Origin of the sequence: Microlunatus speluncae (genome assembly GCF_009299835.1) — a bacterium.
Classification (GTDB): Bacteria; Actinomycetota; Actinomycetes; order Propionibacteriales; family Propionibacteriaceae; genus Microlunatus; species Microlunatus speluncae.
Genome location: NZ_VKCZ01000004.1, coordinates 33,799 through 59,099 on the forward strand (window position 1 = coordinate 33,799; position 25,301 = coordinate 59,099).

25 protein-coding genes and 1 tRNA gene are annotated in these 25,301 nt (G+C 69.0%); 15 read left to right on the forward strand and 11 right to left on the reverse strand.

The window, feature by feature from the left end; all coding sequences use genetic code 11:
• The first annotated feature begins 7 nt into the window (after positions 1 to 7).
• Positions 8 to 478: a GNAT family N-acetyltransferase gene (locus FNH24_RS06375; protein WP_152361328.1), complete on the forward strand. Its 471-nt coding sequence runs from the start codon at positions 8 to 10 to the stop codon at positions 476 to 478.
• Here the strand turns inward: FNH24_RS06375 and FNH24_RS06380 are convergent, their stop codons facing one another.
• On the reverse strand, positions 479 to 2,473 hold the full coding sequence (locus tag FNH24_RS06380) for a glycoside hydrolase family 2 protein (protein ID WP_152361329.1): 1,995 nt from the start codon (positions 2,471 to 2,473) through the stop codon (positions 479 to 481).
• A 115-nt stretch (positions 2,474 to 2,588) separates the two neighbouring features.
• Between FNH24_RS06380 and FNH24_RS06385 the strand changes: the two genes are divergently transcribed.
• The 3 genes from FNH24_RS06385 to FNH24_RS06395 are packed head-to-tail and all read left to right on the forward strand — an operon-like array spanning position 2,589 to position 5,065.
• Complete coding sequence (locus tag FNH24_RS06385) at positions 2,589 to 3,566, forward strand: NAD-dependent epimerase/dehydratase family protein (RefSeq protein ID WP_152361330.1); 978 nt, start codon at positions 2,589 to 2,591, stop codon at positions 3,564 to 3,566.
• Positions 3,567 to 3,610: 44 nt separating this feature from the next.
• The gene (locus FNH24_RS06390) at positions 3,611 to 4,516 is read left to right on the forward strand and encodes an arginase family protein (RefSeq protein ID WP_152361331.1); all 906 of its coding nucleotides are present in this window, start codon (positions 3,611 to 3,613) and stop codon (positions 4,514 to 4,516) included.
• A gap of 3 nt (positions 4,517 to 4,519) precedes the next feature.
• The gene (locus FNH24_RS06395; RefSeq protein ID WP_152361332.1) at positions 4,520 to 5,065 is read left to right on the forward strand and encodes a DUF402 domain-containing protein; all 546 of its coding nucleotides are present in this window, start codon (positions 4,520 to 4,522) and stop codon (positions 5,063 to 5,065) included.
• 3 nt (positions 5,066 to 5,068) lie between these two features.
• Here the strand turns inward: FNH24_RS06395 and FNH24_RS06400 are convergent, their stop codons facing one another.
• Positions 5,069 to 5,476 (reverse strand): GNAT family N-acetyltransferase, encoded by a 408-nt coding sequence (locus FNH24_RS06400; protein ID WP_152361333.1) that lies wholly within the window; start codon positions 5,474 to 5,476, stop codon positions 5,069 to 5,071.
• Between the two features lie 57 nt (positions 5,477 to 5,533).
• Positions 5,534 to 5,605, reverse strand: a tRNA-Arg gene (locus tag FNH24_RS06405).
• 79 nt (positions 5,606 to 5,684) lie between these two features.
• Here FNH24_RS06405 and FNH24_RS06410 point away from each other — a divergent pair.
• From FNH24_RS06410 to FNH24_RS06420, 3 genes are read left to right on the forward strand one after another with little or no spacing between them, the layout of a single operon-like run.
• Entirely contained in the window at positions 5,685 to 6,125 is a 441-nt protein-coding gene (locus tag FNH24_RS06410) for a nitroreductase family deazaflavin-dependent oxidoreductase (protein ID WP_152361334.1), read from the forward strand.
• A 52-nt stretch (positions 6,126 to 6,177) separates the two neighbouring features.
• Positions 6,178 to 7,203 (forward strand): alpha/beta hydrolase, encoded by a 1,026-nt coding sequence (locus FNH24_RS06415; protein WP_152361335.1) that lies wholly within the window; start codon positions 6,178 to 6,180, stop codon positions 7,201 to 7,203.
• Positions 7,204 to 7,224: 21 nt separating this feature from the next.
• Positions 7,225 to 8,592, forward strand: coding sequence for a UTP--glucose-1-phosphate uridylyltransferase (locus tag FNH24_RS06420; protein WP_152361336.1), 1,368 nt, complete (start codon positions 7,225 to 7,227; stop codon positions 8,590 to 8,592).
• Positions 8,593 to 9,073: 481 nt separating this feature from the next.
• Here FNH24_RS06420 and FNH24_RS06425 read toward each other — a convergent pair whose 3' ends face one another.
• Positions 9,074 to 10,384: a right-handed parallel beta-helix repeat-containing protein gene (locus FNH24_RS06425; RefSeq protein ID WP_152361337.1), complete on the reverse strand. Its 1,311-nt coding sequence runs from the start codon at positions 10,382 to 10,384 to the stop codon at positions 9,074 to 9,076.
• 67 nt (positions 10,385 to 10,451) lie between these two features.
• Here FNH24_RS06425 and FNH24_RS06430 point away from each other — a divergent pair, with 67 nt between their 5' ends.
• Entirely contained in the window at positions 10,452 to 10,829 is a 378-nt protein-coding gene (locus FNH24_RS06430; protein WP_152361338.1) for a hypothetical protein, read from the forward strand.
• Positions 10,830 to 10,836: 7 nt separating this feature from the next.
• On the opposite strand, the gene mscL is transcribed toward FNH24_RS06430, so the two are convergent.
• Together mscL and FNH24_RS06440 are read right to left on the reverse strand one after the other, a co-directional pair.
• Entirely contained in the window at positions 10,837 to 11,199 is a 363-nt protein-coding gene (gene mscL / locus FNH24_RS06435; RefSeq protein ID WP_152361339.1) for a large conductance mechanosensitive channel protein MscL, read from the reverse strand.
• 151 nt (positions 11,200 to 11,350) lie between these two features.
• Positions 11,351 to 11,977 carry an SAF domain-containing protein gene (locus tag FNH24_RS06440; RefSeq protein ID WP_152361340.1) on the reverse strand — a complete coding sequence of 209 codons (627 nt, stop codon included), beginning with the start codon at positions 11,975 to 11,977 and terminating at the stop codon, positions 11,351 to 11,353.
• A gap of 211 nt (positions 11,978 to 12,188) precedes the next feature.
• On the opposite strand from FNH24_RS06440, the gene FNH24_RS06445 reads away from it, so the two are divergent.
• Positions 12,189 to 12,620 carry a hypothetical protein gene (locus FNH24_RS06445; protein ID WP_152361341.1) on the forward strand — a complete coding sequence of 144 codons (432 nt, stop codon included), beginning with the start codon at positions 12,189 to 12,191 and terminating at the stop codon, positions 12,618 to 12,620.
• 6 nt (positions 12,621 to 12,626) lie between these two features.
• Here FNH24_RS06445 and FNH24_RS06450 read toward each other — a convergent pair whose 3' ends face one another.
• Positions 12,627 to 12,998 carry an FmdB family zinc ribbon protein gene (locus FNH24_RS06450; protein WP_152361342.1) on the reverse strand — a complete coding sequence of 124 codons (372 nt, stop codon included), beginning with the start codon at positions 12,996 to 12,998 and terminating at the stop codon, positions 12,627 to 12,629.
• An 87-nt stretch (positions 12,999 to 13,085) separates the two neighbouring features.
• On the opposite strand from FNH24_RS06450, the gene FNH24_RS06455 reads away from it, so the two are divergent.
• On the forward strand, positions 13,086 to 15,629 hold the full coding sequence (locus FNH24_RS06455) for a penicillin acylase family protein (RefSeq protein ID WP_152361343.1): 2,544 nt from the start codon (positions 13,086 to 13,088) through the stop codon (positions 15,627 to 15,629).
• Here the strand turns inward: FNH24_RS06455 and FNH24_RS06460 are convergent.
• The gene (locus FNH24_RS06460) at positions 15,613 to 16,299 is read right to left on the reverse strand and encodes a TetR/AcrR family transcriptional regulator (protein ID WP_152361344.1); all 687 of its coding nucleotides are present in this window, start codon (positions 16,297 to 16,299) and stop codon (positions 15,613 to 15,615) included. The genes FNH24_RS06455 and FNH24_RS06460 overlap by 17 nt on opposite strands.
• Before the next feature lie 82 nt (positions 16,300 to 16,381).
• On the opposite strand from FNH24_RS06460, the gene FNH24_RS06465 reads away from it, so the two are divergent.
• Entirely contained in the window at positions 16,382 to 17,908 is a 1,527-nt protein-coding gene (locus tag FNH24_RS06465; protein ID WP_152361345.1) for an MFS transporter, read from the forward strand.
• Here FNH24_RS06465 and FNH24_RS06470 read toward each other — a convergent pair.
• Positions 17,875 to 18,360: a hypothetical protein gene (locus FNH24_RS06470; protein WP_152361346.1), complete on the reverse strand. Its 486-nt coding sequence runs from the start codon at positions 18,358 to 18,360 to the stop codon at positions 17,875 to 17,877. The genes FNH24_RS06465 and FNH24_RS06470 overlap by 34 nt on opposite strands.
• 267 nt (positions 18,361 to 18,627) lie before the next feature.
• On the opposite strand from FNH24_RS06470, the gene ileS reads away from it, so the two are divergent.
• The 3 genes from ileS to FNH24_RS06485 are packed head-to-tail and all read left to right on the forward strand — an operon-like array spanning position 18,628 to position 22,541.
• Positions 18,628 to 21,852, forward strand: a complete 3,225-nt coding sequence (ileS, locus tag FNH24_RS06475) for an isoleucine--tRNA ligase (protein ID WP_152361347.1) — start codon at positions 18,628 to 18,630, stop codon at positions 21,850 to 21,852.
• Between the two features lie 27 nt (positions 21,853 to 21,879).
• Positions 21,880 to 22,128 (forward strand): FitA-like ribbon-helix-helix domain-containing protein, encoded by a 249-nt coding sequence (locus tag FNH24_RS06480; protein WP_152361348.1) that lies wholly within the window; start codon positions 21,880 to 21,882, stop codon positions 22,126 to 22,128.
• Positions 22,125 to 22,541 carry a type II toxin-antitoxin system VapC family toxin gene (locus FNH24_RS06485; RefSeq protein ID WP_152361349.1) on the forward strand — a complete coding sequence of 139 codons (417 nt, stop codon included), beginning with the start codon at positions 22,125 to 22,127 and terminating at the stop codon, positions 22,539 to 22,541. Before FNH24_RS06480 ends, FNH24_RS06485 begins: the two co-directional genes overlap by 4 nt.
• Here FNH24_RS06485 and FNH24_RS06490 read toward each other — a convergent pair whose 3' ends face one another.
• Positions 22,542 to 23,384 carry a class I SAM-dependent methyltransferase gene (locus tag FNH24_RS06490; protein ID WP_152361350.1) on the reverse strand — a complete coding sequence of 281 codons (843 nt, stop codon included), beginning with the start codon at positions 23,382 to 23,384 and terminating at the stop codon, positions 22,542 to 22,544. It lies immediately after the preceding gene.
• A 170-nt stretch (positions 23,385 to 23,554) separates the two neighbouring features.
• Between FNH24_RS06490 and FNH24_RS06495 the strand changes: the two genes are divergently transcribed.
• On the forward strand, positions 23,555 to 24,226 hold the full coding sequence (locus FNH24_RS06495) for a winged helix-turn-helix transcriptional regulator (RefSeq protein WP_152361351.1): 672 nt from the start codon (positions 23,555 to 23,557) through the stop codon (positions 24,224 to 24,226).
• Positions 24,227 to 24,241: 15 nt separating this feature from the next.
• On the opposite strand, the gene FNH24_RS06500 is transcribed toward FNH24_RS06495, so the two are convergent.
• Positions 24,242 to 25,282, reverse strand: a complete 1,041-nt coding sequence (locus tag FNH24_RS06500) for an aldo/keto reductase (RefSeq protein WP_152361352.1) — start codon at positions 25,280 to 25,282, stop codon at positions 24,242 to 24,244.
• Between the last annotated feature and the right edge of the window lie 19 nt (positions 25,283 to 25,301).

A 25,301-nucleotide genomic window follows, 5' to 3' on the forward strand; every position in this document is an offset into this window, starting at 1 on the left:
TCACCCCATGAGGATTCGCCGGGCGACCGAGCATGATCTCGGGGAACTGAGGCGGGCGATCTTCACCGAGATGAGCCTGGCCGAGTTGCGCGCGGCCGACGAGCGGTTCAACCGGCCGCCGGACTCGATCCACGTCGTCGCCGAGAACGACGACAGCGAGATCGTCGCCAGTTGCAACCTGATCCGGGAGACCCACCGGATGCGGCGTCACCGCGCCGAGCTCGGCGGTTTCGTGATCATCCCGGCCCAGCGCGGCTCGGGGCTGGCCCGGCGCATGATCGACTACTTGGCCCGCTACGCCCGACGGGAATGGGACGTGTCGATCTTGGACGTGGCCTGCCGCGGCGGCACGGCGGCCGAGCGGGCCTACCGTGGTCTCGGGTTCACCGAATGGGCCCGGTTGCCCGGTGGTTATGTCGACTACGACGCGATCTACGACGAGGTCCGGCTCTATCGGCCCGTGCCGCCGATCGACTGACTAGCCGGTCGCCCAGCCCGGCGGCTGCGCCTTCCGGAAGGTGTCGAAGACGACCCGGGTCCGGTCCCCGTCCCAGCGCAGCATTCCCATGTAGGAAAGGCCGTTCAGCTCCATGTTGTAGTTGCGTCGCTGCTTGTAGTCCTTCAGCACCCAGAACGCGTAACCGGCCACATACGGCTTGGCCACCACCTGATCCCAGTGCTCCTGGAAGTACGCGGCGTGGTGCTCCTCGGTGCCGGCTTCGGCCGGATCGCCGTGCTGGCCCCAGAACGACCAGGTGCCGTTCTCGGTGATCAAGATCGGCTTTCCGGGATGGTTGGCGTGCACGGCGTCGAGAGTCGGCGTGAGGTCGGAGCTCTTGCCGTAGAAGTAGCCGAAGTACTCGTTGAACCCGACCACGTCGGCAAGATCAAATGCTTCGTCCCAGCTCGTCGCCGAGGCCCAGGTGACCGGTCGGTCGGACAGGTCGACCGCCTTCACCGCGTCCCGCATCTGGGTCAGCCAGGCGCGGTAGGTGTCGGTGTTCGGCGTCGACTCGTTCTGCAGTCCCCAGATGATCACCGACGGATGATTGTGGTTGTTCCAGACCGTGGCGGTCGCCAGCGCCCGGGACAGGCCGTAGTCCAGCTGGATCCGCTGCTGCGCCTCGTTGACCCACATGGTGTCCCACTCGTCCAGCTGCAGCACCCCGTGCCGATCGGCCCAGTCGTAGACGTACGGATGCCGCTGGTAGACGGCGTTGCGCAGGAAGTTGGCGTCCAGCGCCTTGGCCTGGCCGAGCTCCTGATCGTATTCGGCCCGGGTCATCGAGCGCCCGCTGTGATCCGTCTCCTCATGCCAGTTGTAGCCCTTGAGGAACAGCGGCTTGCCGTTCAGCAGCAGCTGGTTCTCACCGACGGTGACGCTGCGCTGACCGTACGTGGACGACAGCGTGTCCGTGATGGGGCCGCCGGCCGAGCCGGTCAGCGTCGCCCGGGCCCGATCCACCGCGGGCGTGCCGGTGCTCCAGGCCGGCGCATTCGGGATCGAAACCAACGCCCGCGGCACCGCGACACCGCCGGCCGGCACCTCGACCGCGACAGTGACGGGACTGCCGCCGCTGCGCGGGCCCGGATCGATCCGGACGGTGCCACGGAACGCCGAGTCGCCGTGATTCTCGACCACCGCCCGGGCGTCCAGCGTCCCGTCCCGCGCGTCCAGCAGCAGCTTCGCCACGGTCACCTCCGGCACCGCCTCCAGCCACGCCGACCGGGTCAGCCCGGCGTACGGCCAGTAGTCGACGGGGCCGGACGGTAGGGCGTGGTCGTCGGCGATCGGTTGGCCGGTGCCGTCGTAGGCGGTGTAGGTCGCCGCGCGATAGACCCGGACGGCGATCGTCGCGCTGTGTCCCGGCCGTAGGACCGAGCCGTCCACCGGCAGCGCGAACGGAGTGTGACCGCCCTCGTGCCGACCCAGCCAGTGCCCGTCGACCCAGACGTCGGCGCTGTAGAACGCGCCGAGGAAGGCGAGCCGGACGTGCCGATCCCGCCAGTTGGCCGGGATGGTCACCGTGGTCCGGTACCAGCCGTTGCCGTCCACCAAGCTGCCGCCCCCGCCGAAGTCGGCGCCGTCGTAGCCGCCCCAGCCGTCGTTGTCCTTCAGGTCCCACGAGGACGGAACGGCGATGGTGTCCCAGTCGCTGTCGTCGAAGCCCGGCCGGAACCAGCCGGCCGCCTCGCCGGCGTCGCCGGTGTCGTAGGCGAACTTCCACTTCCGGTCCAGGCCGAGGTAGCGGCGGGACCGCTCCCGGTCGGTCCAACCGTCGAAGGACGGCATCACCTCGCCGTAGGAGAACACGACGTTGGTCCCGTCGACGGCCCTGATCTCGGTGGCCGAGGGTTCGTGGGCGCCGTGCGAGCCGGCCGGTTCGGCGTGCGCCGCGGGCCCGGCGAGGGCGGTCAGCAGGGAGGCGATGAGGACCAGTCCTGCGACGCCGCAGGCCACCGTACGAGACATGTGTTAACGCTAACATCGCTGATCGACCCGAGCCAGGGCTCGGCTGGACCGGATTGATTTCTGCCCGGCGCGAAGTCGGCTGGCCGACCCGGCCGCGACCCGCTGGAATGGGCCCATGACGAAGCTCCTGATTCTCGGCGGCACGGCCTGGCTCGGCGGAGAGGTCGCGCGGCAGGCGATCGAGCGCGGCGACGAGGTGACCTGCCTGGCCCGCGGCGGCGCCGGCGCGGTGCCGGACGGGGCCCGGTTGATCAAGGCCGACCGCGACCGGCCGGACGCGTACGCGCCGGTCGCCGAGACCGACTGGGATGTCGTGCTCGACGTGAGTCGGCAGCCCGGTCACGTCCGCGGCGCCGTCCGCGCCCTCGGCCCGCGCGCCGGGCACTGGGTCTTCGTCTCGACCGCTTCGGTGTACGCCGACAACTCCCGGCCCGGGATGGACGAGTCGGACGAGCTGCTGCCGGCTCATCCGGGGGACACTGCGGCCGCGGCGGAATACGGGGAGGGCAAGGTCGCCTGCGAACAGGCCTGCCTGGAATCACTCGGTGATCGGGTCACGCTGGCCCGGAGCGGCCTGATCGGCGGTCGCGGCGATTTCAGCGACCGGTTCGGCTACTGGCCGGCCCGGTTCGCCGCCGACGGTCCGGTGCTCGTGCCGGACGCGCTCGACCAGCCCACTCAGACGATCGACGTCCGCGACATCGCGGCCTGGTTGCTGCTCGCGGGTGATGAGCGGCTGGCCGGCCCGTACAACGTGTTCGGGGAGCAGATCTCGCTGGGGGACGTGCTGGCGGCGGCGCGCGAAGTCGCCGGCTATCGGGGCGAGGTCGTCCCGGTCGCCGAGGATCGGCTCCGGGCCGAGGGTGTGGCGCCGTGGTCGGGACCGAAGTCGCTGCCGTTGTGGCTGCCCGGCCCGGAGTACGCCGGGTTCATGAGCCGCAACGCCGATCGAGCGGTGGCCGCCGGCCTGGTCCGCCGCCCGCTCGCCGAGACCCTGGAGCAGGCGCTGCTCGAGGAACGCGAGCGCGGTCTCGACCGGGAGCGGAAGGCGGGGCTCAGCCCGGTCGAGGAACGAGACCTGCTGGCCCTGTAGTTGGGCCGGACGTGGTTCCGGGAGATCGTGGTGAGGTGAACAGCATGAATTCAGTGAGCGATCCGGGTCATCTGCGGCTGGTCTGGCCACAGTGGCAGGGTGCGGCCGGGGAGACCGTGCGGGCGTTGGCACCGGAGTTTCCGTTCGACGTGGCCCGTCGCGGCTATGCGATCGGAACGAAGGTGCTTCAGGCGGTGCTTCCCGATCATGCTGGTCCGACCGCTGTCGTACCGGTGGAGCTGGGCGATGTCGGGCTGGCCGAACAGCAGGGGATCGAAGCGAAGTCGATCGTGTTGCAACAGCTTCGGGCCGCTCAGAAGTTGATCAACGACCACGCTCCGGAGCGGATCACCACCCTCGGTGGAGACTGCGCGGTGAGCATGGCGCCGTTCTCGTACCTGATCGACAAGTACGCCGATGAGCTGGCGATCGTCTGGATCGACAGCCATCCCGATGTGGGCACCGGTGAGACCGGTTATCCGGGCTATCACGCCATGGTGGTGTCGGCGCTGACCGGTCACGGTGACGAGGACCTGCTGCACACCCTGCCGGCGACCACGGCGGCCGATCGGGTGGCCCTGGTCGGCACGCACGACTGGTCCGATGCCGACGAGTCGGCGAACGTCGCCGAATGGGGCCTGACCGTGCTGGCGCCCGAAGCGCTGCGAACGACCAGCGCACCGCTGCTCAGTTGGCTCGCCGGAACGGGTGCCAGCAAGGTGGCGATCCACTTCGACGTCGACACGATCGACGCCGCGGAGGTCCAGTTCGGCCTGGGCGCGGACGTCGGCGGCCTGACCACCGCCCAGGCGTCCCGGGTGGTGGCCGACGTCGATCGCTCGATCGAGGTCGTCGGCCTGACGATCGCCGAGTTCATCCCGCGCCAGGTGATGCGCCTGCAACAGCTGCTCGCCGACTTCCCGCTGCTCGGCGAACCCGGCCGGGGCTAGCTGATGGATCAGCCGGAGTTCGGCGAGCCCGTCCGGGTGCGGTTCCGCAAGTGGGACGGGTCGCCGCACTGGCGGACGTCGATGGCCTATCTGGGCGTCGACGAGCACGGACACTGGCTCGGCAGTCACCCGGGGGTGCAGGTGTCCAGACCTGGCGCCGCGTTCCGGGGCACAGCGACGACGGCGAGGTTGATCCCGCACACCGGCTGCTTCGTCGCCAACCTGAACCTGCCGCCGGCCAAGATCACCGGCTACATCGACATCACCACGCCGCCGGAGTTCGGTCGCGACGAGGACGGCTGGGTGCTCGGCGCCGTCGACCTGGATCTCGACGTCGTTCGCTCGGCCGATGGACGGGTCTGGATCGACGACGAGGACGAGTTCGTTGATCATGCCGTCCGTTACGGCTATCCGGCCGACGTGATCACCCGGACCCGCGCCACCGCCGATGAGGTGCTCGGCGCGGTTCTCGCCGGCGCCGAGCCGTTCGGGACCGAGTGGCGACGTTGGACCGAACGGCTGCAGCAGCTCCCTGCCGATCGCGGGTGATGATCAAGACCGGCGGACGCGGTGGGCGACGTGCTGGCCGGTGAAGGTGTAGCCGGCCGCCTCGTAGAACCCGTCCAGGTCGCGGTGGCAGAACAAGCTGATCACGTCGATCTCGGCGAGCTCCTGGTGCAGCCGTTCCAGCAGCCGCGCGCCGACGCCCTGACCGCGGACCCCGGAACCGACGACCATGTCCTCGATGTAGGCGCGGAAGACCCCGTCGGTGACGGCCCGCACGAAGCCGACCAGTTCATCGTCCCGCCAGGCGCCGACGGCCGGGCCGCCGGCGAGCATCCGGATGATCGACGGCTCGTCGCGGGCGGGCTCGGGCCACCACCCCTCGCCGTCGTAGAGGCGCCGGATCCCGGGCGGGTCGATCGGACGGTCCTGGTGGGTGCGGATCTCGATGGGCATCGGAGCATCATGCCGTGGATCAGACGATGCGGTCCGAAACCGTACTCGATCAGTGGGCGCCCCCGGCAGGATTCGAACCTGCGCACAAGGTTTAGGAAACCTCTGCTCTATCCCCTGAGCTACGGGGGCGTGACGGCGCAACGGTACCCGGCCGTCCGCCGGTCCGGCCAATCGGAATAGCGCCCGGTGGCCGTTGCGTTGTGGTGGTATGCCATTGAACGGAGAATACGAACCCAGCCCGTTGGATTGGGCGCGGGACCAGGCGGAACTCTATGAGCGGTCCGGCGGCACGGAAGGGACGCTCAACCGCGGCCGGCCGGTGATTGTGCTGACCACGCTGGGAGCCAAGAGCGGGAAACTGCGGAAGACGCCGCTGCAGCGGGTCGAGCACGCCGGCGAGTACGCCGTGGTGGCCTCGTTGGGCGGTGCCCCGAAGCCGCCGAAGTGGTACTACAACGTGCTGGCCAACCCCGAGGTGGAGTTGCAGGACGGCCCGGTCAAGAAGGACTATCAGGCCCGCGAGGTGTCGGGCGAGGAGCGCGCGGTCTGGTGGGAGCGGGCGGTCGAGTCCTGGCCGGACTACGCGGACTACCAGACCAAGACGGACCGGGAGATCCAGGTCTTCGTGCTGACCCCGATCGCGGCCTGACCAGCAACGACCGACGCGGCCGGCACGGGGCGATTCCGTAGACTCATGCCCCATGGGGGTCCGAATCAAGAGCAGGGTGGTCGTCGCCTGCGCCTGGCTGCTGCTGGGCGCGGCGATGATCATCGTGCCTGTGCTGATCGCACTGAACGGGCTTCGGACAACTTTGGTCGGGCATCCGGTGAATCTGGTCCTCACGGTGCTCTGCCTGGCCATCGGCATCATCGGCGTGCTCTGGGCGGTCGCCAGCCTGATCCTCGGCGAGCGCTACGACGAGATCGACCGCAGCGGTCGTCGGCCGCGTCGCCGGACGCCGGAGGAGATGGAGCGGCAGGCGAAGCGGCGGATCGTGCTGGCGGTGCCGGCGATGGTCGTCTCGCTGCTGCTGGTGATCGCCGTCGGGTACGCCAGCCCGCGGCCGGCGACCGCGCAAGCACTGAGTGAACTCTCGTCGGACGCGAAGGTGCGCGTCGTCGACAAGCTCACCTGGTACGAGTTCGTGCCCGACCGCCGGGACAAGTTCGACAACGTGATCGCGCCGACCACCGGGCTGGTCTTCTATCCCGGCGGGCGGGTCGATCCGCAGGCCTACGCGGCGATGCTGCGGCCGTTGGCCGAGGCCGGCTATCTGGTCGCGGTGCTCAAGGTCCCGCTGTCGCTGGCGATGATCGACATCGGCCACGCCCGGTCGGTGATCGACGTACACCCCGAGATCGGCGCCTGGGCCGTCTCCGGGCACTCGCTCGGCGGGGTCGCCGCGGCCGCCTACGTGGACGGCGACGAGCGGGTCGACGGCCTGGTGCTGTACGCCTCGTACCCGTCGGCCAAGATCAAACGACCCGACTTCACCGCCCTTTCCCTGTACGGCTCCGCGGACGAGCAGACGACGCCGGCCAGGGTGGATGCCACCAAGTCGCTGCTGCCGGAGAAGACCCACTACGTCCAACTCGACGGGGCGACGCACGACGTCTTCGGCGACTACGGCGGGACCGCCGGCGACGGCGCGACGGACCAGAAGTCCCGAGCGGTGATCGTCAAGGAGACCGCCGCGCTGCTGGAGTCGATCAAACCCGCGCCGTGACGCTGGCCTACGATCCGTTGCATGAGTGAGCAAGGATTGCAGCGCGCCCAGCAGAAGATGGCCGAAGCCGGCGTCGCCGAACAGGCGATCAACGTATTCGGCGACTACTACCGGCAACTCGAGCAGGGCAGCACCGGGTTCATCGCCGAGGACACGATCGAGCCGCTCACCGATCCCGATCTGCTGAGCGAGGTGCGGATCGATCCCGAACAGGCCCGGCAGGCGATCGGCCAGACCGTGATCATCAAGCTGAACGGCGGGCTCGGCACCTCGATGGGGCTGGACCGGGCCAAGTCGCTGCTGCCGGTGCGCGACGGCGACACCTTCCTCGACCTGATCGCACGACAGGTGCTGGCGGCCCGGAAGGAGTACGACGCCCGGTTGCCGTTGATCTTCATGGACAGCTTCCGCACCCGCGAAGACACCCTGGAACTGCTCCGCGCGTATCCGGAGCTGGCCGTCGATGATCTTGGACTTGACTTCCTGCAGAACTCCGAGCCGAAGCTGCGGGCCGACGACCTGACCCCGGTCGAGTGGCCCGCCGAGCCGAGCCTGGAGTGGTGCCCGCCCGGCCACGGTGATCTCTATCCGGCGCTGGCCGCGTCCGGACTGCTGGACCGGCTGCTCGAGCGAGGCTACCGCTACGCCTCGGTGTCCAACTCCGACAATCTCGGTGCGGCCCCGAACGCAACGATCGCCGGCTGGTTCGCCGCCAGCGGGGCGCCGTACGCGGCCGAAGTGTGCCGCCGCACCGCCGCCGATCGCAAGGGCGGTCATCTGGCGATCCGGAAGTCGGACCGGCGACTGATCCTGCGCGACACCGCGCAGACCGCCGACGCCGAGCTGGACTACTTCACCGACGAGCACCGGCATCCGTTCTTCCACACCAACAATCTGTGGTTCGACCTCCGGGTGCTGGCCTCGACGCTGGCCGAGCGCAACGGAGTCCTCGGGCTGCCGATGATCAAGAACGAGAAGACCGTCGACCCGACCGATTCCTCCTCGCCGAAGGTGATCCAGCTCGAATCGGCGATGGGCGCGGCGATCGAGGTCTTCGAAGGCGCCACCGCGATCGGCGTCGACCGGGAACGGTTCCTGCCGGTGAAGACGACCAACGATCTGCTGCTGCTGCGCTCCGACGTCTACCGCGTCGGCGACGACGGCCGTCTGATCACGACCACTTCCCCGGTCCCACTGGTCGATCTCGATCCCGCCCACTACAAGACCATCACCGATTTCGATCACCGGATCCAGGTCATCCCCTCCCTCCGCGAAGCAACCCGGCTCACCGTCCGCGGCGGCTGGAACTTCACCGGCCCGGTCCGGGTGATCGGAGACGCTTCCCTGGCCGGCGAAGGCGGCGACGTCCCCGACGTGATCGGCAGCTGAGTCTGCTCGGGGCGACGTCAGCTCGGCGAACGTCCGCGATCTTGGTGATCGTCACCGCCGAGCATCGCGCGTCCAGTTGGGACTTCGGAGACCTTCTCGGCAGCAACGAGGGCCGAGTCGGGCGGTGGGGTGTTAGGTCTGGCGGCTCGAGTTGGGTGGTGAGTTCTCGAGGTGGGTTTGGCGATTCGGCGTCGATGCGTCGTCGGCCGGCGAGATGCGTGCCCGTGCTGCGTCGAGAGTGACGTTAGCGACGTGAATTCGATCCGCGTCGTTATCGTCACACTCGATGGAGCTCAACCGTCTGCCGGCCGCCCGACGAGACCGGCACCCGACCTGGCCTCCTTGCTGCGTCTGAAGGTCCCTTGGCTCGAGCTTGCACCGCGTGTTCGACGATGCCCGGCTGAGATTCGCGCGGGGGTTGAACTCTTGCCGGTGTGGCTTGCCCTTCGACAGGCTCAGGGGACGGGCGCGAGTCGGGCACTCAGCCGTCGTGGGTCAGTTCGGACCAGAGGTCGTCGTCGGGGAGGGCGGTGTCCTTGTCGGTGATCTTGGGCGGCTCGGGCGCGATGGTCCGGGCCGACTCCGGGAGCTGGGGCTGCGGCGGGGGCTGGCGGACGTCGCGGAAGGAGATGCCGCCGGGGGCTGAGGGCTGGTTCCACTTCTCGCCGGCCGTCTTGACGCCGCCCTGCGGGCAGGCCCAGGCATGGTTCAGGCCGACCGGCAGGGAGCTGGTGAACTCGTTGTCGTCCAGACAGTTGCCGGCGCCGGGGGCGCGCTCGGTCGCGACGTAGGCAAGATCGATTTCGTTGTCCTCGGCGACGTTGCCGGCCAGCCGGTTGTCCAGCGGGGCGATGTCTTCTGAGGAGGAGATCACGATGCCCGCGGTCGGGTTGCCGGTGATCAGGTTGCGGGTGATCTCGTTGTCCTGACCCCCCGAGATCCCGAGTCCGATCCCGAAGGCTCCGTCGGACTGGGCCGGGGTCTTCTCCGCGTCGTTGTCGGCGATCAGGTTGCCGGCGACCAGGGCCTTGCGCTGCGGGACGTACGCCTCCTGGTAGTCCGACAGCAGCGTCATCCCGACCCGGTTGTCGGAGAACCGGTTACGGACCACCGAGACCACGTTGCTGGCGTTGGCCTGCTGATAACCGACCGCGTTGTATTCGGCGACGTTGTTGCGGACCACGATGTTGCAGTCGTCGCACTGCCCGACGTAGATCCCGGAGTCGCCGTGACCGGAGGCGTAGTTGTTTTCGATCACGCCGTTCTGCGAGTCGAAGGCGTAGATGCCGTACAACGCGTTGTTGGACGCGGTCACGTGGCGCACCGCGAAACCCTGCAGTGGTGGGAACTTCTTCGGGTCGAGCCGGCGGTAGCCGTCGCTGCCGCTGGCCAGGCCGCCGTTCTCGTCGACCAGGCCGGTGATCAGGACGCCGTTCAGGTTGAACCCGCGGACGGTCAGGTTGGCGACCGTCACCCGCGGCGCGGTGACCACGACGCCGTTGCCGCGCAGCCCGCCGCCGTCGATGATCACGGCGTTGCGATCGGTGCCGCGCAGGGTCACGTCGGCGGTCTTGAGGCTCACGCTCTCGCCGTAGGTGCCGGGCGAGACCTCGATCGTGTCACCGGGCTTGGCGGCGTCCGCGGCCTGCTGGATCGTCGGGGCGTTGCCCGGGACGGCGATCGTGACCGGGCCGTCTCCTGGCGGCCTGACCTCGACCTCGGGCTGGCCGCAACTGCTCGTGGCGGCGACCACGAACAGGACGAAAACCAGCGCCCATCGGCGTAACAGCATGGGGGACAATCTAACCCGACCGATCACCCCGTCCGGCCCCGCGCCGACCGGCCCTAAGATTTCGGCCATGCCCGCCCAGGATCGATCCGCCGCGGAGCGGCTCCGCCGGGCCGTCGCCTATGCGGTCACCGGAGCCGATCCCGCGCTCACGGCCACCTCGTTCGACGGCGAGGCCTTCGATCCGGCGGCCCTGATCGCCGAACTGGGCGGCGTTGCCACGCTGCGCTCGGCAGCGGCGGAGGCCAGAGCGGCCGGCCTGAGCTGGCCGTACCCGGTCCCGGAGCGGCTCCGGCAAGGCCTCGGCGCGGCCCAGGTGCATGCCGCGGTGCGGCGGGTCAGCTCCCTGATCGACGAACCACCCCGGCCGGTGATCCGCCGGCCGGCCACGCCGGACGCGGACGACCTTCGACTGCTGCGCGACGTGCCGCCGCACCACGGCGGCTGACCGAGCGTCAGCTGTTGTTGCGCTCGCGCAGGATGTCGCGGATCTCAACGAGCAGATCCTCGGTCTTCTCCGCGACCTCGGGCTCCTCCTTCTTGAACCGCTCGCGCAACTTGTTGTACGGCAGCACGATCAGGAAATACACGACCGCGGCGATGATCACGAACGTGATCAGCGCGGAGAGGAACGGCCCGACGCTGATCCCGCCGATGGACGTCCCACTGAAGTCCGGGATGCCGCCGATCGCGCCGACGATGTCCAGGATGATTTTCACCAGCGCGCTGACCACGGCCGCGAACGCGGTGGCCATCACCACGGCGACCGCGAGTTCGACCAGGTTGCCGCGCATCACGAATTCTTTGAAGCCCTTCACCGGTTCCTCCTCGGCGATGATGTCGATGTGCGCATCGCGATAATGCGACCAAGATCACCAAGGACAGTAACAGAATCGACGGAACGGCAGGCGAACCTCGCAGAGCTCGGCAGCCCATGATCACCAACGGCGCGCGCCCTAGGAGAGGGCACTAGCGCCAGATCACCGACAGCGCCGAGGTGCTGCCGGCCCGGGCCAGGCCGAGCGCCGTCTCGTCGTCGACCTCGACCAGCACCAGGACGCCGGCCGCCGAGTCCGACCGACCCGTCGACCCGTCGGCGCCCGGGATGGTGACCAGCCGGACACCCCGGGCCACGGTGCCGGCCGGCCCGCCCTGCCCGTCGGCGGCCACGATGTCGATCACGTCTCCGGGCCGGAGCACGGCGGCGAGACCGGAATCGGCGAGCCGGACCGGTGCCAGGACCCGGCCCGGCCGGAGCGTTCGGTCGCCGACCAGGTCGGATCCGGTCAGCACCTGGCCCTTCGGCACCGGTGCTGCCAGGATCCGGCCGACGGCTTGGGCAGGGTCGGTCAGCGCGTCCTCCGGTACGGCCTCGGCGACGACCGCCTCGAGCCGGACCTGGGTCGCGGCGACCGGCCCGCCGCCGGGCAGGAATTCGACGGCCCTCAGCACGGTCACGGTGTCCGGGGCGCGGGGAGCGGCGGCATTGATGCCGGTCAGCACGGCCAGCACGGCGGCGATCACCGCCAGCTTGCGACGATGCCAGGACACGGCGCGGATCAAGCTGCGCAGGGCCGATGGGGGATTGGGCTTCACGAAACGACCTCCTCGGAGTCTCGTCCAAGGAGGCTAAGCAGGATCGTCCGGATCGTTCACGCTGTCCACAGGCGCACGGCCGAAAGATAGGGCTGTGGACAATTCGCAGCCCGGCATCAACTCTATGGACCTATTCGGAACTCGGCATCGACAGGTCCCGGCCGGTCGACCAGGCTGGTTCGCCCACCCGATCGACTGCGAGGAGCGAATCATGATCAGCTCGACGACGGACCCTTCCCGAAGGACCGGTGCGGCCGGGAGCCGGATCCGGCGACTCATTGCGGCCGGTGCAGCTGTCCTCGCCGTGTTCGGGACCACGCTGGTGGGCGCCGGGCCGGCCTCGGCCGCCGCGCCCCGCTGCTCCTGGGGGCTCACCGGAGACGACGGCGACGCGGGCGGGGTGTCCGGTTGGGTCAAGATCGGGTCGTCATTGAAGGTGCAGTTCCGGGCCTACGGCGAGCGGATCATCGCCAATCGCAATCTTCGCGGCGGTGAGGGGGTGCTGCTCTTCGTCGACGGCAAGCAGCCGTCCTTCATGGGATCCGGCGACTACGCCAACCTGACGTTTCCGGAGGGCCGGGACGCAACGCTGTCCATCACCAACGGCGACGTCAACTGCGCCGTCGACGGCCTGGTCACGTAGCAGCGATCAGGCTGCGCCGGCGCTGACCTTGGAGCTCGACGAGCCGGAGTCGGACTTCTTCGGGCTCGAGTCGGACTTCGACGTGCCCGAATCGGACTTGGTCGAGCTCGACTCGGTCTTCGAGCCCGAGGTCGACGACTCGGACTTCGTCTCCTTGGCGGGGGCGGAGTCGGACTTCGCGCCGCCGCCCGACTTGCCGTCCGTCCGGCTGTCGGTGCGGTAGAAGCCCGAGCCCTTGAACACGACCCCGACCGCGTTGAAGACCTTCCGAAGGGAACCGGAGCACTCCGGGCAGGTGGTCAACGACGGGTCGGTGAACTTCTGCACGACCTCGAGCTCGCTGCTGCACTCGGTGCATCGGTACTGATAGGTAGGCATGGCGTCCTGTCTGGATCCGGAACGTTCTAGCACTCAAGCATACCGACTGCTAAATCTCGGGGCGAGTCGACACAATAGGCTGACCCGGTGCCTGGACGTCTGCCGCGCTGGTTGATCCTGACCGTCATCGTCGTCGTGCTCGCGCTCGGCGGTCTTTCCAGCCTCGGCGTGGGCACCGTGCGGCGGTCGTTTCCGCAGACCACGGGCGAGATCGCGTTGCCCGTACTGTCCGGTCCGGTCGAGGTGCTGCGGGACGCCAACGGGGTCCCGCACCTGTACGCCGACGACCCGCAGGACCTGTTCGCGGCGCAGGGCTTCGTGCATGCCCAGGACCGGTTCTTCGAGATGGACCTGCGCCGGCACATCACCGCCGGCCGGTTGTCGGAGCTGTTCGGGCCGTCCCAGGTGACCACGGACGCGTTCACCCGCACGATGGGCTGGCGTCGGGTGGCCGAGCAGGAGCTGGAGCTGCTGTCGGCCAAGACCCGGCGCTACCTGGACGCGTACGCCTCGGGGGTGAACGCCTACCTGCGGGAGCGCGGGACCAGCGACCTCTCGCTCGAATACACCCTGCTCGGCGTGCAGGGCCTCAGCTACGAGCCGGAGGACTGGACCGCGGTCGACTCGCTGGCCTGGCTGAAGGCGATGGCCTGGGACCTCGGCGCGAACCGGGGCCAGGAGATCGACCAGGCGCTCACCGCGGCGGTGGTGGGGGAGGACCGGGCCGCGGAGCTCTGGCCCGACCACCCGATGCACGACTTCGATCCGATCGTCACCACCGGCGCGGTACGCGGCGGCGCCTTCGACCCGCGGGCCCGGCCCGCCACCGGCGCCGCGGCCGCGCTGACCGATGATCAACGCCGGGCAGCAGTGCCGGCGTTGCGGGCGGTCGAGGCGGCGGCGGCCGGGATGCCGGATCTGCTGGCGCCGGACGGGATCGGGTCCGAGGTCGGCTCGAACTCGTGGGTGATCGCGGGCTCGCGGACCGCTTCCGGCAAGCCGATCCTCGGCAACGATCCGCATCTGGCCACCTCGATCCCGTCGGTGTTCACCCAGGTCGGGCTGCACTGCCGACAGGTGACGGATGCCTGCCCGTTCGACGTCAGCGGCTTCAGCTTCGCCGGCATGCCCGGCGTGATCATCGGCAAGAACAGCAAGATCAGCTGGGGTCTGACCACCAGCTATGTCGACGCCCAGGATCTTTATCTGGAAGAGCTACGCGGCAACACGGTCCGGGTCGGCGACGGGTTCCAGGAGCTCGACGTGCACACCGAGCCGATCAAGGTGGAGGGTGAGGAGAAGCCGCGGACCCTGATCATCCGCTCGAGCAAACACGGCCCGATCCTGTCCGACGTCGACCCCGATCTGCAGGACCTGTCCACCGGCCAGGAGCGCGACGACCTGACCTACGGGATCGCCATGAGCTGGGCGGCGCTGACGCCGAGCCGGTCGATGGACGGGATCTTCGACCTCAACCGGGCGACCGACTTCGACCAGTTCCGGGCCGCGCTCGGCCGGATCGGCGCTCCCTCGCAGAATCTGGTGTACGCCGACCTCGAGGGCAACATCGGCTATCAGCTGGCCGGGCAGGTGCCGCAACGCGGCAAGGGCGATGGACGGACGCTTTCGCCCGGCTGGGATTCCGGCTACGACTGGCGCGGGATGCTGCCGTACCAGCGGCTGCCGTACAGCCTGAATCCGGAGAGCGGCTACATCGTCGCGTCCAACCAGCCGATCACCGGCCCGGGCTATCCCGACCGGCTCGGCTCCGACTATTCGTACGGCTGGCGCAGCCAGGAGGTCGCGGACCGGCTGCGGGACGCGACCGGGGTGACCCTGGACCAGGCCGAGCAGCTGTTCTACGACGACACCAACCGGTTCGCGGCGGACCTGGTGCCGCTCCTGCTCAAGGTCAAGGTCAGCGATCCGTGGGTCGCGGAGGGCCAGACCTCGCTGGTCGGCTGGGATTACGGGACCGATGCCGACTCCGCGGCGGCGGCCTACTTCGGCGTCGTGATCAACACGGTGCTGGAGGAGACGTTCCACGACGAGCTGCCGGAGCGGTTGTGGCCGGGCAGCGCCGATCGCTGGTACGGGGTGCTCTCCCGGCTGATCGAGGAGCCGGACGATCCCTGGTGGGACGACGTGACCACGCCGGACGTGACCGAGCAGCGCGACGACATCCTGTTGGCCGCGATGACCCAGGCCCGCAAGGAGATCACCGCGCTGGTCGCCCGGGACCCGGGCCAGTGGCAGTGGGGCAAGCTGCACCGGATCACGCTGCGTCACCAGACCCTCGGCGAGAGCGGCATCCCGCCGGTCGAAGCGATGTTCAACCGCGGCGACTTCGCGGCTCCCGGCGGCCCGGCGGTGGTGAACGCGATGGGCTACGACCTGTCCGAGCCCTATCGGGTGATCAACGGACCGACGATGCGGATGCTGGTTGATCTCGCTGATCTTGATCAGTCCCGCTGGGTGAACCAGTCCGGGGTCTCCGGGCATGCGTACCACCAGAACTACGACGATCAGACCGAGCTGTGGGTGACCAATCGGCTGTGGGCCTTCCGGTCCGGCCGGGACCAGGTCGCGGCCGCGGCCACCGAGCGACTGGTGCTCAGCCCCGGCCAGTAGCCCGGCCGCGCCGGTGGCGCCGCGCCAGTTGCTCGATCCCGTCCAGGATCAGCGTCAGGTCGAAGATCATCCACTGCTCGACGTCACCCTCGATGAAGCCCTGGGCGATCGGCTCGAGATGCGGATGATCACCGCCGTCGAGCTCGTGGATCCGGCGCCGCCACCACTCCACCGCGTCGATGTCGGAGCTCTCGGCCAGCCGCCGTTCCGACACGGCGAGTTGGGCGACGCCCTGGACGTGGGTGGTCACCGCCATGATCACGCTGGTGGCCTCCTTGGGCGGCAGCCCGAGCTCGGCGATCGCCGAGTAGGCCCACTCCATCGCCCGTAGGGTGCTCGGCCCGATCGGCGGCCGGCTGGTCAGCGAGGCAACGAGCGTCCACGGATGCTCCAGATACATCGCCCAGTCGGTCTCGGCCAGCACGGTCAGGCTCTGCCGCCAGGTGTTGCCGGTGTGATCGGGGTAGGCGTAGCGCTCCGACACCGCTTCGACCATCAACTCGACCAGGTGCTCCTTGTTCGGCACGTGCCGGTAGAGCGACATCACCCCGGTGCCCAGCCGATCCGCGATGGCGCGCATGGACACCGCGTCCAGCCCCTCCGCGTCGGCCAGGGTGATGCCCTGCTCGACGATCGCGGCAACGCTGAGAATGCCCCTCTTGACGACCATCTTGGCATTCTAGCGAGCTCGTGCGTATAGTGTACGCAATGAAGGCGTACGGCGTACGCAAATCGATCGCGAGGAGAATCGGATGAAGCGGGCTGGGGCGCGGACCTGGGTCGGGCTGGCGGCCCTGGTGCTGCCGGTGTTGATCACCTCGATGGACATCTCGGTGCTGTATCTGGCGATTCCGAAGTTGTCGGCCGACCTGGCGCCGACGGCCGGCCAGTTGCTCTGGATCCTGGACAGCTACGGCTTCTTCCTGGCCGCGTTGCTGATCACGATGGGCAACCTGGGCGACCGGGTCGGACGCCGCCGCCTGTTGATCATCGGGGCGATCGTGTTCGGGATCGGCTCGGTGCTGGCCGCGTACGCTCCGTCCGCCGAGCTGCTGATCGTCGCGCGGGCGCTGATGGGGCTCGGCGGTTCGACGCTGATGCCGTCCACCCTGTCGCTGATCAGGAACATGTTCCACGACGACACCCAGCGGGGCACCGCGATCGGGATCTGGAGCGCGGCCTTCGCCGGCGGCTCCGCGCTCGGCCCGGTAATCGGCGGGATCCTGCTGCAGCACTTCCACTGGGGCTCGGTGTTCCTGATCAACGTGCCGGTGCTGGTGATCATGCTGATCATCGTCCCGATGGTGGTGCCCGAATACCGCCATCCGCGGCCGGACCGACTGGACGTGATCGGGGTCCTGCTGTCGATCGCGGCCATCCTGCCGATCGTCTACGCGATCAAGCACGCGGCCGAGTCACTCACCATCGACGCAGTCGTGCTGGTGGGACTGCTGGCCGGGATCGGCGCCGCGGTGGCCTTCGTCCGGCGGCAGCGCCGGGCGACAACCCCGCTGGTCGACCTGGCGCTCTTCCGCCGGCCGGCCTTCGGCGGTTCGGTGCTCGGCGGAATGATGGCGATGTTCGCGATGCTCGGCGCCAACCTGTTCCTGGCCCAGTATCTGCAGCTCGTGCTCGGGCTCGATCCGCTGCCGGCCGCGCTGTGGACCCTGCCGGCGATGGTCACGGTGGCGATCGGTGCGGTGACCGCGGCCCGGCTTCGGGCGCGGCTCGGCAACGCCCGCACCTTCCTGGTCGGCTTCGTCGCCTCGGCCCTCGGCATCGGACTGTTGATCTTCACTCCCGCGGAAAACGGGTTGGCTTTGATCGTGATCGCCGAGATCATCTTCGGCTACGGACTGAGCACCGTGATGACCATCGCCACCGACGTGGTCGTCGCCTCTGCGCCGCCGGAACGGGCCGGTGCCGCGTCGGCGATCTCCGAGACCGGCAACGAGCTCGGCGCCGCCCTCGGGGTCGCCGTGCTCGGCTCGATCGGCACCGCCGTCTACCGGGCGACCGTCGGCGCGGGACTGCCCGGCGACTTGCCACCCGCGGTCCACGACGAGGCCTCGGCCACCCTGGCCAACGCCCTCGCCGCGGCCGAAGGACTGGGTCCGGAGCAGGCGGCAGTCGTGATCGACGCCGCTCGCTCGGCCTTCGTCGGCGGGATGTCAGTGGTCGCGCTGTGCGGTGCCGTGATCATGGTCGCGCTGGCCGTCGCCGTACCGCTGCTGCTCCGGCGGGCTCAGCCGAGAGTGACGACCAAGATCAGCGTGTAGGTCGCGCGGTCGAGGTAGGCACGGGCCGAGCCCTCGTCCGGCGCGAACGCTGCGTCCAGCGCGGCGCTGGTGAGCAGCGGACCGGCGGGCAGACGGGACCGCAGCCCGTCCACCACGGCCGGTGCCTCGGTGGTCTCGACCGGCGCGTACGCGGTGAGCAGCCTTGAGGCACGATCGCTGGGGAGGGCGATGACTGCATCGATCCAGTAGGTCGACGGACCGGGTGCACGTTCGTCTCCGTACTGACCCGACATCCACTGCGCCTCGAAGCTCGGCCCGAGCTCAGGGAACCTCTTCCGCAGCGGCTCCGGGTCCGTCCGCAGCTCCCCAGTTCCGTTCTTCGCCGCCGCCCGGTCGGGCCCGCTCGTCGGCTCGCAGCCGACGGTGGTGAGCAGCGCCGGCCCGGCGATCAGCATGGTGAGGAAGCGTCGCCGCCCGCTGCCTTCGTTCACCGCGGCACGGTAGCAGGCAATCCGGTCGACACCGGGGCTACCATCGGAGCAACACGGCGTTGATCCGGCCATCACCGGTGAGCCTCCGGAAGAACCAGCCGAAGGGCTGCAGTAGAACCGGACGGGTGGGCCCGTCACAGCCCGCGAACGAGTGGTCGCGCGCGACCCGGCAACGGGCGGACGCGGCAATCGAGGTGGTACCACGGTGGCGACATCGTCCTCGGCCCCAAGGAATCAGCATGGTGGACCGAGACGAGAGACGACACGATGAGTTACCCCAAGGCGACCACCGGTGATCAACACCAGGTGCCGGCCGGCCTGAAGCTGTCCGAGCTGGAGGAGCGGGTGCTGGCCTATTGGAAGGCCGACGACACCTTCCGGGCGTCGATCGCACAGCGGCCGGCCGGCGAGAACGGCGCGAACGAGTTCGTCGTCTACGACGGACCGCCGTTCGCCAACGGGCTGCCGCACTACGGCCATCTGCTCACCGGCTACGTCAAGGACGTGGTGCCACGATTCCAGACCATGCGCGGCCGGCGGGTCGAGCGACGGTTCGGCTGGGACACCCACGGCCTGCCGGCGGAGCTGGAGGCGATGAACCAGCTGGGGTTGAAGACGCGGGACGAGATTCTCGAGCTGGGGATCGAGAAGTTCAACGCGGCCACCCGGGAGTCGGTGTTCCGCTACACCGAGGAATGGGTTCGCTACGTCACCCGGCAGGCCCGTTGGGTCGACTTCGACGACGACTACAAGACGCTCGATCTCGGCTACATGGAGAGCGTGCTGTGGGCGTTCAAATCCCTGTACGACAAGGGATTGGTCTATCAGGGCCTGCGCGTGCTGCCGTACTGCTGGAACGACGAGACGCCACTGTCCGCGCACGAGCTGCGGATGGACGACGACGTCTACCAAGATCGGGAGGACCCGTCGGTCACGGTCGGGCTGCGGCTGGAGACCGGCGAGCTGGCGCTGATCTGGACCACCACGCCGTGGACCTTGCCGGCCAACCTGGCGATCATGGTCAACCCCGGGATCGACTACGTGGTGGTCGAATCCGAGGTCAGCGGAACGACCGAGCGGTACGTGATCGCCGAGGCGCTGCTGGCCTCCTACCCGGAGCTCGGACCGGACGCCCCGGAGCGAATCGTCCAAGGCCTGAAGGGATCCGAGCTGGTCGGCCGGTCGTACCTGCCGCCGTTCGACTACTACCTGGGCCACCCCGGCGCGCACCGAGTCGTGGCCGCGGACTTCGTCACGGTCGGCGAGGGCACCGGCCTGGTGCACAACGCCGGCGCGTTCGGCGAGGAGGACATGCAGGTCACCGACGCCGAGGGGATCGAGCCGGTGATCCCGGTCGACGCCGGCGGCCGGTTCACCGCGCCGGTCGAGGAATACGCCGGGCTGCAGGTGTTCGACGCCAACCTGCAGATCGTTGATCATCTCCGCGACGGTGGCGGTCGAGTGTCGCCGGGCACGATGCTGCTCCGCAGCGTGCCGTATCTGCACTCGTATCCGCACTGCTGGCGCTGCCGGAATCCCTTGATCTACAAGGCGGTGTCCAGCTGGTTCGTCGCGGTGACCAAGATCAGGGACCGGATGGTCGAGCTGAACCAGCAGATCACCTGGGTGCCGGAGCACATCAAGGACGGCCAGTTCGGCAACTGGCTGGCCGGAGCACGGGACTGGTCGATCAGCCGGAATCGCTTCTGGGGCAGCCCGATCCCGATCTGGAGCTCCGACGATCCGGCCCATCCGCGGCTCGACGTGTACGGGTCGGTGGCCGAGTTGGAGGCCGACTTCGGCGTGCCGGTGACCGACCTGCACCGGCCGTACGTCGATCAACTCACCCGGCCCAATCCGGACGACCCGACCGGGCGGTCGACGATGCGCCGGGTGCCGGACGTGCTCGACGTCTGGTTCGACTCCGGCTCGATGCCGTTCGCCCAGGTGCACTATCCACAGCACAACGCGGACTGGTTCGAGCATCACTACCCGGGCGACTTCATCGTCGAATACATCGGCCAGACCCGCGGTTGGTTCTACACCATGCACGTGCTGGCCACGGCTCTGTTCGACCGGCCGGCGTTCAGCAACTGCATCAGCCACGGCATCGTGCTCGGCGACGACGGCCAGAAGATGAGCAAGTCGCTGCGCAACTATCCCGACATCTGGCAGGTGTTCGATCGGGACGGTGCCGACGCGATGCGCTGGTTCCTGATGTCGTCGCCGATCCTGCGCGGCGGCGACCTGATCGTGACCGAGCCGGCGATCCGCGAGGGCGTCCGGCAGGTGATCATCCCGCTCTGGAACACCTGGCACTTCTTCGCCCTCTACGCCGGCGCTGCCCGCGGCGGCCGAGGCTACGACGCCAAGATCATCGGCGCCGCCGATCACGTCCTCGACCGCTTCATCCTCGCTCGGACCCGGCGCTTCGTCGGTGAGGTCGGCGATCGGTTGGCCGGGCTGGAGATCGCCGGCGCCTGCGACGCGGTGCTGGAATTCCTGGACACGCTCTCGAACTGGTACATCCGCCGGTCCCGGGAACGCTTCTGGGACGGGGAATCCGGGCAAGCACTGGCCGCCTTCGACACGCTGTTCACGGTGCTGGAGACGACCGCGCGGACGGTCGCTCCGCTGCTGCCGCTGGTGGCGGAGGAGATCTGGCGTGGCCTCACCGGCGGCCGGTCGGTGCACCTGACCGACTGGCCGGACCAAGATCGGCTGCCGGCGGACGACGACCTGGTGCGGGCGATGGATCGCACCCGCGAGGTGTGCTCGACCGGCTCGGCGCTGCGCAAGCGGGCCGGGCTCCGGGTCCGGCTGCCGCTGTCCCGGCTGACCATCGTCACCGACGACGCCGCCGCGCTGCGGGAGCTGACCGGCCTGATCGGCGAGGAGCTCAACGTCCGCGAGGTCGTGCTGACCGAGTTGGCCGCCATCGACCCCGCGGCGCTGGGGGTGCACCGGGAGCTGCGGGTCGACGCCCGCGCCGCCGGTCCGCGGTTGGGTCGCGACGTGCAGACCGTGATCAAGGCCAGCAAGGCCGGCGACTGGACGATCGATGATCACGGCGCCGTGACCGCGGCCGGCATCGCCCTGCTGCCCGGAGAGTTCACCGTGCAGAGCGTGATCGACCCGGCCGCCGCGGGTGATCACCGCGAGGTGGCCATGCTGCCCGGCGTCGGCTTCCTGATCCTGGACACCGAGGTGACCGCCGACCTGGCCGCCGAGGGCCTGGCCAGGGACGTGATCCGCGCCGTCCAGCAGGCCCGTCGCGACGCCGGCCTGGCGATCACCGACCGGATCGACCTGACTCTCGCCGGTGATCACGCCGTGCAGTCGGCAGTCCAGGCCCATCAGGACCTGATCACCGCCGAGACCCTCACCGAACGCCTCCGGCTCACCGGAACCGTCGGCGATCGGTCGGTCGAGGTGGGCGAGGTTCACCGGGTCGAGGTCACTCTGATGGCAATGACCTCAATGCAACAGTGATATCATTGTTGCATCGAGGAGGTGCTCATGTCGGCCATCACCATCCGCAAGTTGCCGGACGGCGCCAAGCAACGGCTACGGATGCGCGCCGCGGCGCACGGACGTTCGATGGAGGCCGAGGCGCGCACGATCCTGCTCGAAGCGCTGGACCAGACGCAGCGCGTCGATCTGACCTGGATCGAGCAACTGATCCAGGTCGGCGACCAACTCGGCGGGGTCGAGTTGGTGCTGGACGACGATGAGCCTGCCACCGCCGCCGACCTGTCCGAGTCGTGATCATTCTCGACACCAATGTCATCTCCGAGGTGATGCGCGGCTCAGCTGCCGACCACACGGTGCTGGCCTGGATCCGTAGCCTTCAGGACCAGCCGGTGACGACCGTGATCAACCGAGCGGAGATCATGGCCGGCGTCGCCCTCCTGCCGGAGGGGCAACGCCGGGACCAGCTTGCGCGGGCTGCCCGATCGGCCTTCGACCAATTGGGCGTTTGCCTGCCGCTCGTGCCGGAATGTGCCTCGACGTACGCCACGATCGTTGCGGCTCGCCGGGCATCGGGCCGACCGATCGGCAGCATGGATGCCTTGATCGGATCCATCGCCAGGGTGGCGGGCGCGCAGCTCGCCACCCGCGATGTCGCCGACTTCGCCGAGGTCGGCGTCGAGGTGATCAACCCGTGGCTGCGCCCCTGATCACCTCTTCTCGGCGGTGACCAGCAGGTACTCCCAGCGCATGGTGCCGTCGTCGGACCGGAACCGGGCGGCGAGGTCGTCCAGGGCGGCGTCGAGGGCGGCGGTGCGCTCCGGGTCGTCGGCGATGTTGCGGTAGGTGGCGATGGTCGGGCCGTAGTTCGTGGTGAAGAACGTCCGGAACGCGTCCGGTTCGCCGAACCGGTCGACCACCAGTTCCTGGCGGCGCAACTGCAGCTTGCCGACCCGATCGCCGAGCAGGCCCCGGACATGATCTTCGTCGCCCCAGAGCGGCGGCGGCTGGACCCCGGGCGGTGGCGGCGGTGCGTACGGCTTCATGGTGGCGAACAGTTGGCCGATGAAGCCCTGCGGCGTCCAGCTGATCAGGCCGATCCGGCCGCCGCTGCTGCAGACCCGGACCAGCTCGTCGGCCGTCGCCTGATGGTGCGGCGCGAACATCGTGCCGACACAGGACACGACCACGTCGAACTCCCCGTCGGCGAACGGCAACGCCTCGGCGTCGGCCTCCCGCCAGGTCAGCGAGGCGCCCTGCTCGGCCGCGATCCGCTCACCGGCGGCCAGCAGTTCCGGCGTCAGGTCGCTGGCCACCACGTCGGCTCCGGTCAGCGCGGCCGGGATGGCGACGTTCCCGGAGCCGGCCGCGATGTCGAGGACCCGGTCGTCCGGCCCGATCCGGCAGGCCGAGACGAGCACCGGCCCCAGCGCCGCGATCACGTCGACCGCCACGGCGGTGTAGTTGCCGAGGGCCCAGGTCGCGCGATGCTTCGCCTTCAGTCCCCGGTCGAATTCGGCCGCCGACTGATCGGCGACAGTTTGCTGATTCATTCCTGCTCTCCCCTTGGTGCAGCTGTGAGTTGGTTCAACCGCACCAGGGTCCGTCCGCGGGGCATCCTTCATCCAGTGCGCAATCTGTACCGGCACCAGTTCGCGTTCTGTACTAGCCAAACCGGCCATTCGGTCGTCTACTGAGAAGGACGGACACTCGGGGGTGGACGATGACGTCGTACGGACAGTTCTGTCCCATCGCGAAGGCGATGGAGATCCTGGATGAGCGGTGGACGCTGCTCGTCGTCCGGGAGTTGCTGCTGGGCAGCCAGCACTTCAACGATCTGCGGCGCGGGGTGCCGAAGATGTCGCCGGCCCTGCTGTCGAAGCGATTGCGGTCGCTGACCAAGGCGGGCATCGTCGCTCGCGAGCTGAACGGCGGCCGGACGTCGTACACGCTGACCCGGTCGGGCGCCGAGTTGGTCGAGGTGGTCACGGCGCTCGGGGTTTGGGGCACCCGGTGGATCGGCGAGCTCGGTCAGGAGGACCTGGATCCGCACCTGTTGCTGTGGGACATGCGGCGGACCATCCCGGTGTCGGCCTGGCCGCGAGCCCGGACCACGGTGGCGATCCGGTTCGACGACGTGCCGCGGGCCCGGTCGTGGTGGCTGGTGGTCGCCGGCGACGACGCCGACGTCTGCGACTACGACCCCGGCTTCGACGTCGCGATCACCGTCCGGACCAGCCTGCACGCGTTGACCGGGATCTGGCGCGGCGACGCCACCTGGGATTCGTCGCTGCGCACCGGCCGGGTGATCTTGGAGGGCCCGGAACAGCTCCGGCGCGCGCTGCCGACCTGGATCGGGCAGAGCACCCTGGCCGCGACGCCGCGGCCAGGGTGACCTTGATCAACTCGGTCAGGCCAGGGCCTGGTTGACCGCACCGACCTGATCGTCGGTCAGCGTGACCTTGCCGGCCTTCGCGTTGGACTCGAGCTGATCGACGTTGGAGGAGCTGGGGATCTGCGGCCCCATCCCGGGCAGCGTGAGCAGGTACGCCAGCGCCAGCTGACTCACCTCGAGCTCCCACTCCTGGGCCAGCTTGGCCAGCGACCGGACCTGGTCCAGCTGGCCGGCGAGATCGCCCAGCGATCCCTCGTCGTGCAGCCGGTCACCCGCGCCGACCTTGGCCGGGTCGAGGTAGCGGCCGGTCAACAGGCCCCGGCCGAGCGGGGAGTAGGGCACATAGGAGATCGAGTTCTCAGCGCAGAACTTGAGCACCCCGGAATGATCATCGGTCTCGCCGTTGACCGGGTCGAACTGGTTCTGCACCGCGACCGGGCGGCAGCGCCGGGAGATCCCGCCGGCGACGTCGACCAGCTCGGACAGTTGATCAACGGAGAAGTTCGAGACCGCGAGATAGCGGATCTTCCCCGCCCGGACAAGATCATCGACGGTCTCCAGGCTCTCCTCGACCGGCGTGCTCGGGTCGGGCCGGTGGAAATACAGCACGTCGACGTAGTCCAGCTGCAGCCGCGCCAGCGAGGCATCCAGGGCGTCGACGATCGCGCCGCGGGACAGGCCGCAGTGGTTCGGCGTGTAGCCGTCCATGCCGCCGTGCACCTTGGTTGCCAGCACGACGTCGCGGCGCTGATCGGGATTGGCCCGGAACCAGCGGCCGATGATCCGCTCCGAGTTCCCGGAGCCGTTGTTGTAGCGGTTGGCCGTGTCCCAGAAGGTGACTCCGAGCTCGATCGAGCGGTCGAGGATCGCGAAGCTGCCCGGTCCGTCGACCCGGGAGGCGTCACCGGTGTCGGGATAGCCGAACTTCCAGGTGCCGAGGCCGATCGCGGACGCCGACAGCCCGGAGCCGCCGATCTTGCGGTAGGGCATGGCGTTGAAGCTGTCCATCGCGTACGGCACGTCGTAACGATCGGGGCGTGGTGTGAGCAGATCCATCCCAAGATCATCACCGATC

Bases quoted from the DNA above. Each gene is read 5' to 3' on its own strand.
- FNH24_RS06375 (WP_152361328.1), top strand. From the start codon at position 8: ATGAGGATTCGCCGGGCGACCGAGCATGATCTCGGGGAACTGAGGCGG.
- FNH24_RS06380 (WP_152361329.1), bottom strand. From the start codon at position 2,473: ATGTCTCGTACGGTGGCCTGCGGCGTCGCAGGACTGGTCCTCATCGCC.
- FNH24_RS06385 (WP_152361330.1), top strand. From the start codon at position 2,589: ATGACGAAGCTCCTGATTCTCGGCGGCACGGCCTGGCTCGGCGGAGAG.
- FNH24_RS06390 (WP_152361331.1), top strand. From the start codon at position 3,611: ATGAATTCAGTGAGCGATCCGGGTCATCTGCGGCTGGTCTGGCCACAG.
- FNH24_RS06395 (WP_152361332.1), top strand. From the start codon at position 4,520: ATGGATCAGCCGGAGTTCGGCGAGCCCGTCCGGGTGCGGTTCCGCAAG.
- FNH24_RS06400 (WP_152361333.1), bottom strand. From the start codon at position 5,476: ATGCCCATCGAGATCCGCACCCACCAGGACCGTCCGATCGACCCGCCC.
- FNH24_RS06410 (WP_152361334.1), top strand. From the start codon at position 5,685: ATGCCATTGAACGGAGAATACGAACCCAGCCCGTTGGATTGGGCGCGG.
- FNH24_RS06415 (WP_152361335.1), top strand. From the start codon at position 6,178: ATGGGGGTCCGAATCAAGAGCAGGGTGGTCGTCGCCTGCGCCTGGCTG.
- FNH24_RS06420 (WP_152361336.1), top strand. From the start codon at position 7,225: ATGAGTGAGCAAGGATTGCAGCGCGCCCAGCAGAAGATGGCCGAAGCC.
- FNH24_RS06425 (WP_152361337.1), bottom strand. From the start codon at position 10,384: ATGCTGTTACGCCGATGGGCGCTGGTTTTCGTCCTGTTCGTGGTCGCC.
- FNH24_RS06430 (WP_152361338.1), top strand. From the start codon at position 10,452: ATGCCCGCCCAGGATCGATCCGCCGCGGAGCGGCTCCGCCGGGCCGTC.
- FNH24_RS06445 (WP_152361341.1), top strand. From the start codon at position 12,189: ATGATCAGCTCGACGACGGACCCTTCCCGAAGGACCGGTGCGGCCGGG.
- FNH24_RS06450 (WP_152361342.1), bottom strand. From the start codon at position 12,998: ATGCCTACCTATCAGTACCGATGCACCGAGTGCAGCAGCGAGCTCGAG.
- FNH24_RS06460 (WP_152361344.1), bottom strand. From the start codon at position 16,299: ATGGTCGTCAAGAGGGGCATTCTCAGCGTTGCCGCGATCGTCGAGCAG.
- FNH24_RS06465 (WP_152361345.1), top strand. From the start codon at position 16,382: ATGAAGCGGGCTGGGGCGCGGACCTGGGTCGGGCTGGCGGCCCTGGTG.
- ileS (WP_152361347.1), top strand. From the start codon at position 18,628: ATGAGTTACCCCAAGGCGACCACCGGTGATCAACACCAGGTGCCGGCC.
- FNH24_RS06480 (WP_152361348.1), top strand. From the start codon at position 21,880: ATGTCGGCCATCACCATCCGCAAGTTGCCGGACGGCGCCAAGCAACGG.
- FNH24_RS06490 (WP_152361350.1), bottom strand. From the start codon at position 23,384: ATGAATCAGCAAACTGTCGCCGATCAGTCGGCGGCCGAATTCGACCGG.
- FNH24_RS06495 (WP_152361351.1), top strand. From the start codon at position 23,555: ATGACGTCGTACGGACAGTTCTGTCCCATCGCGAAGGCGATGGAGATC.
- FNH24_RS06500 (WP_152361352.1), bottom strand. From the start codon at position 25,282: ATGGATCTGCTCACACCACGCCCCGATCGTTACGACGTGCCGTACGCG.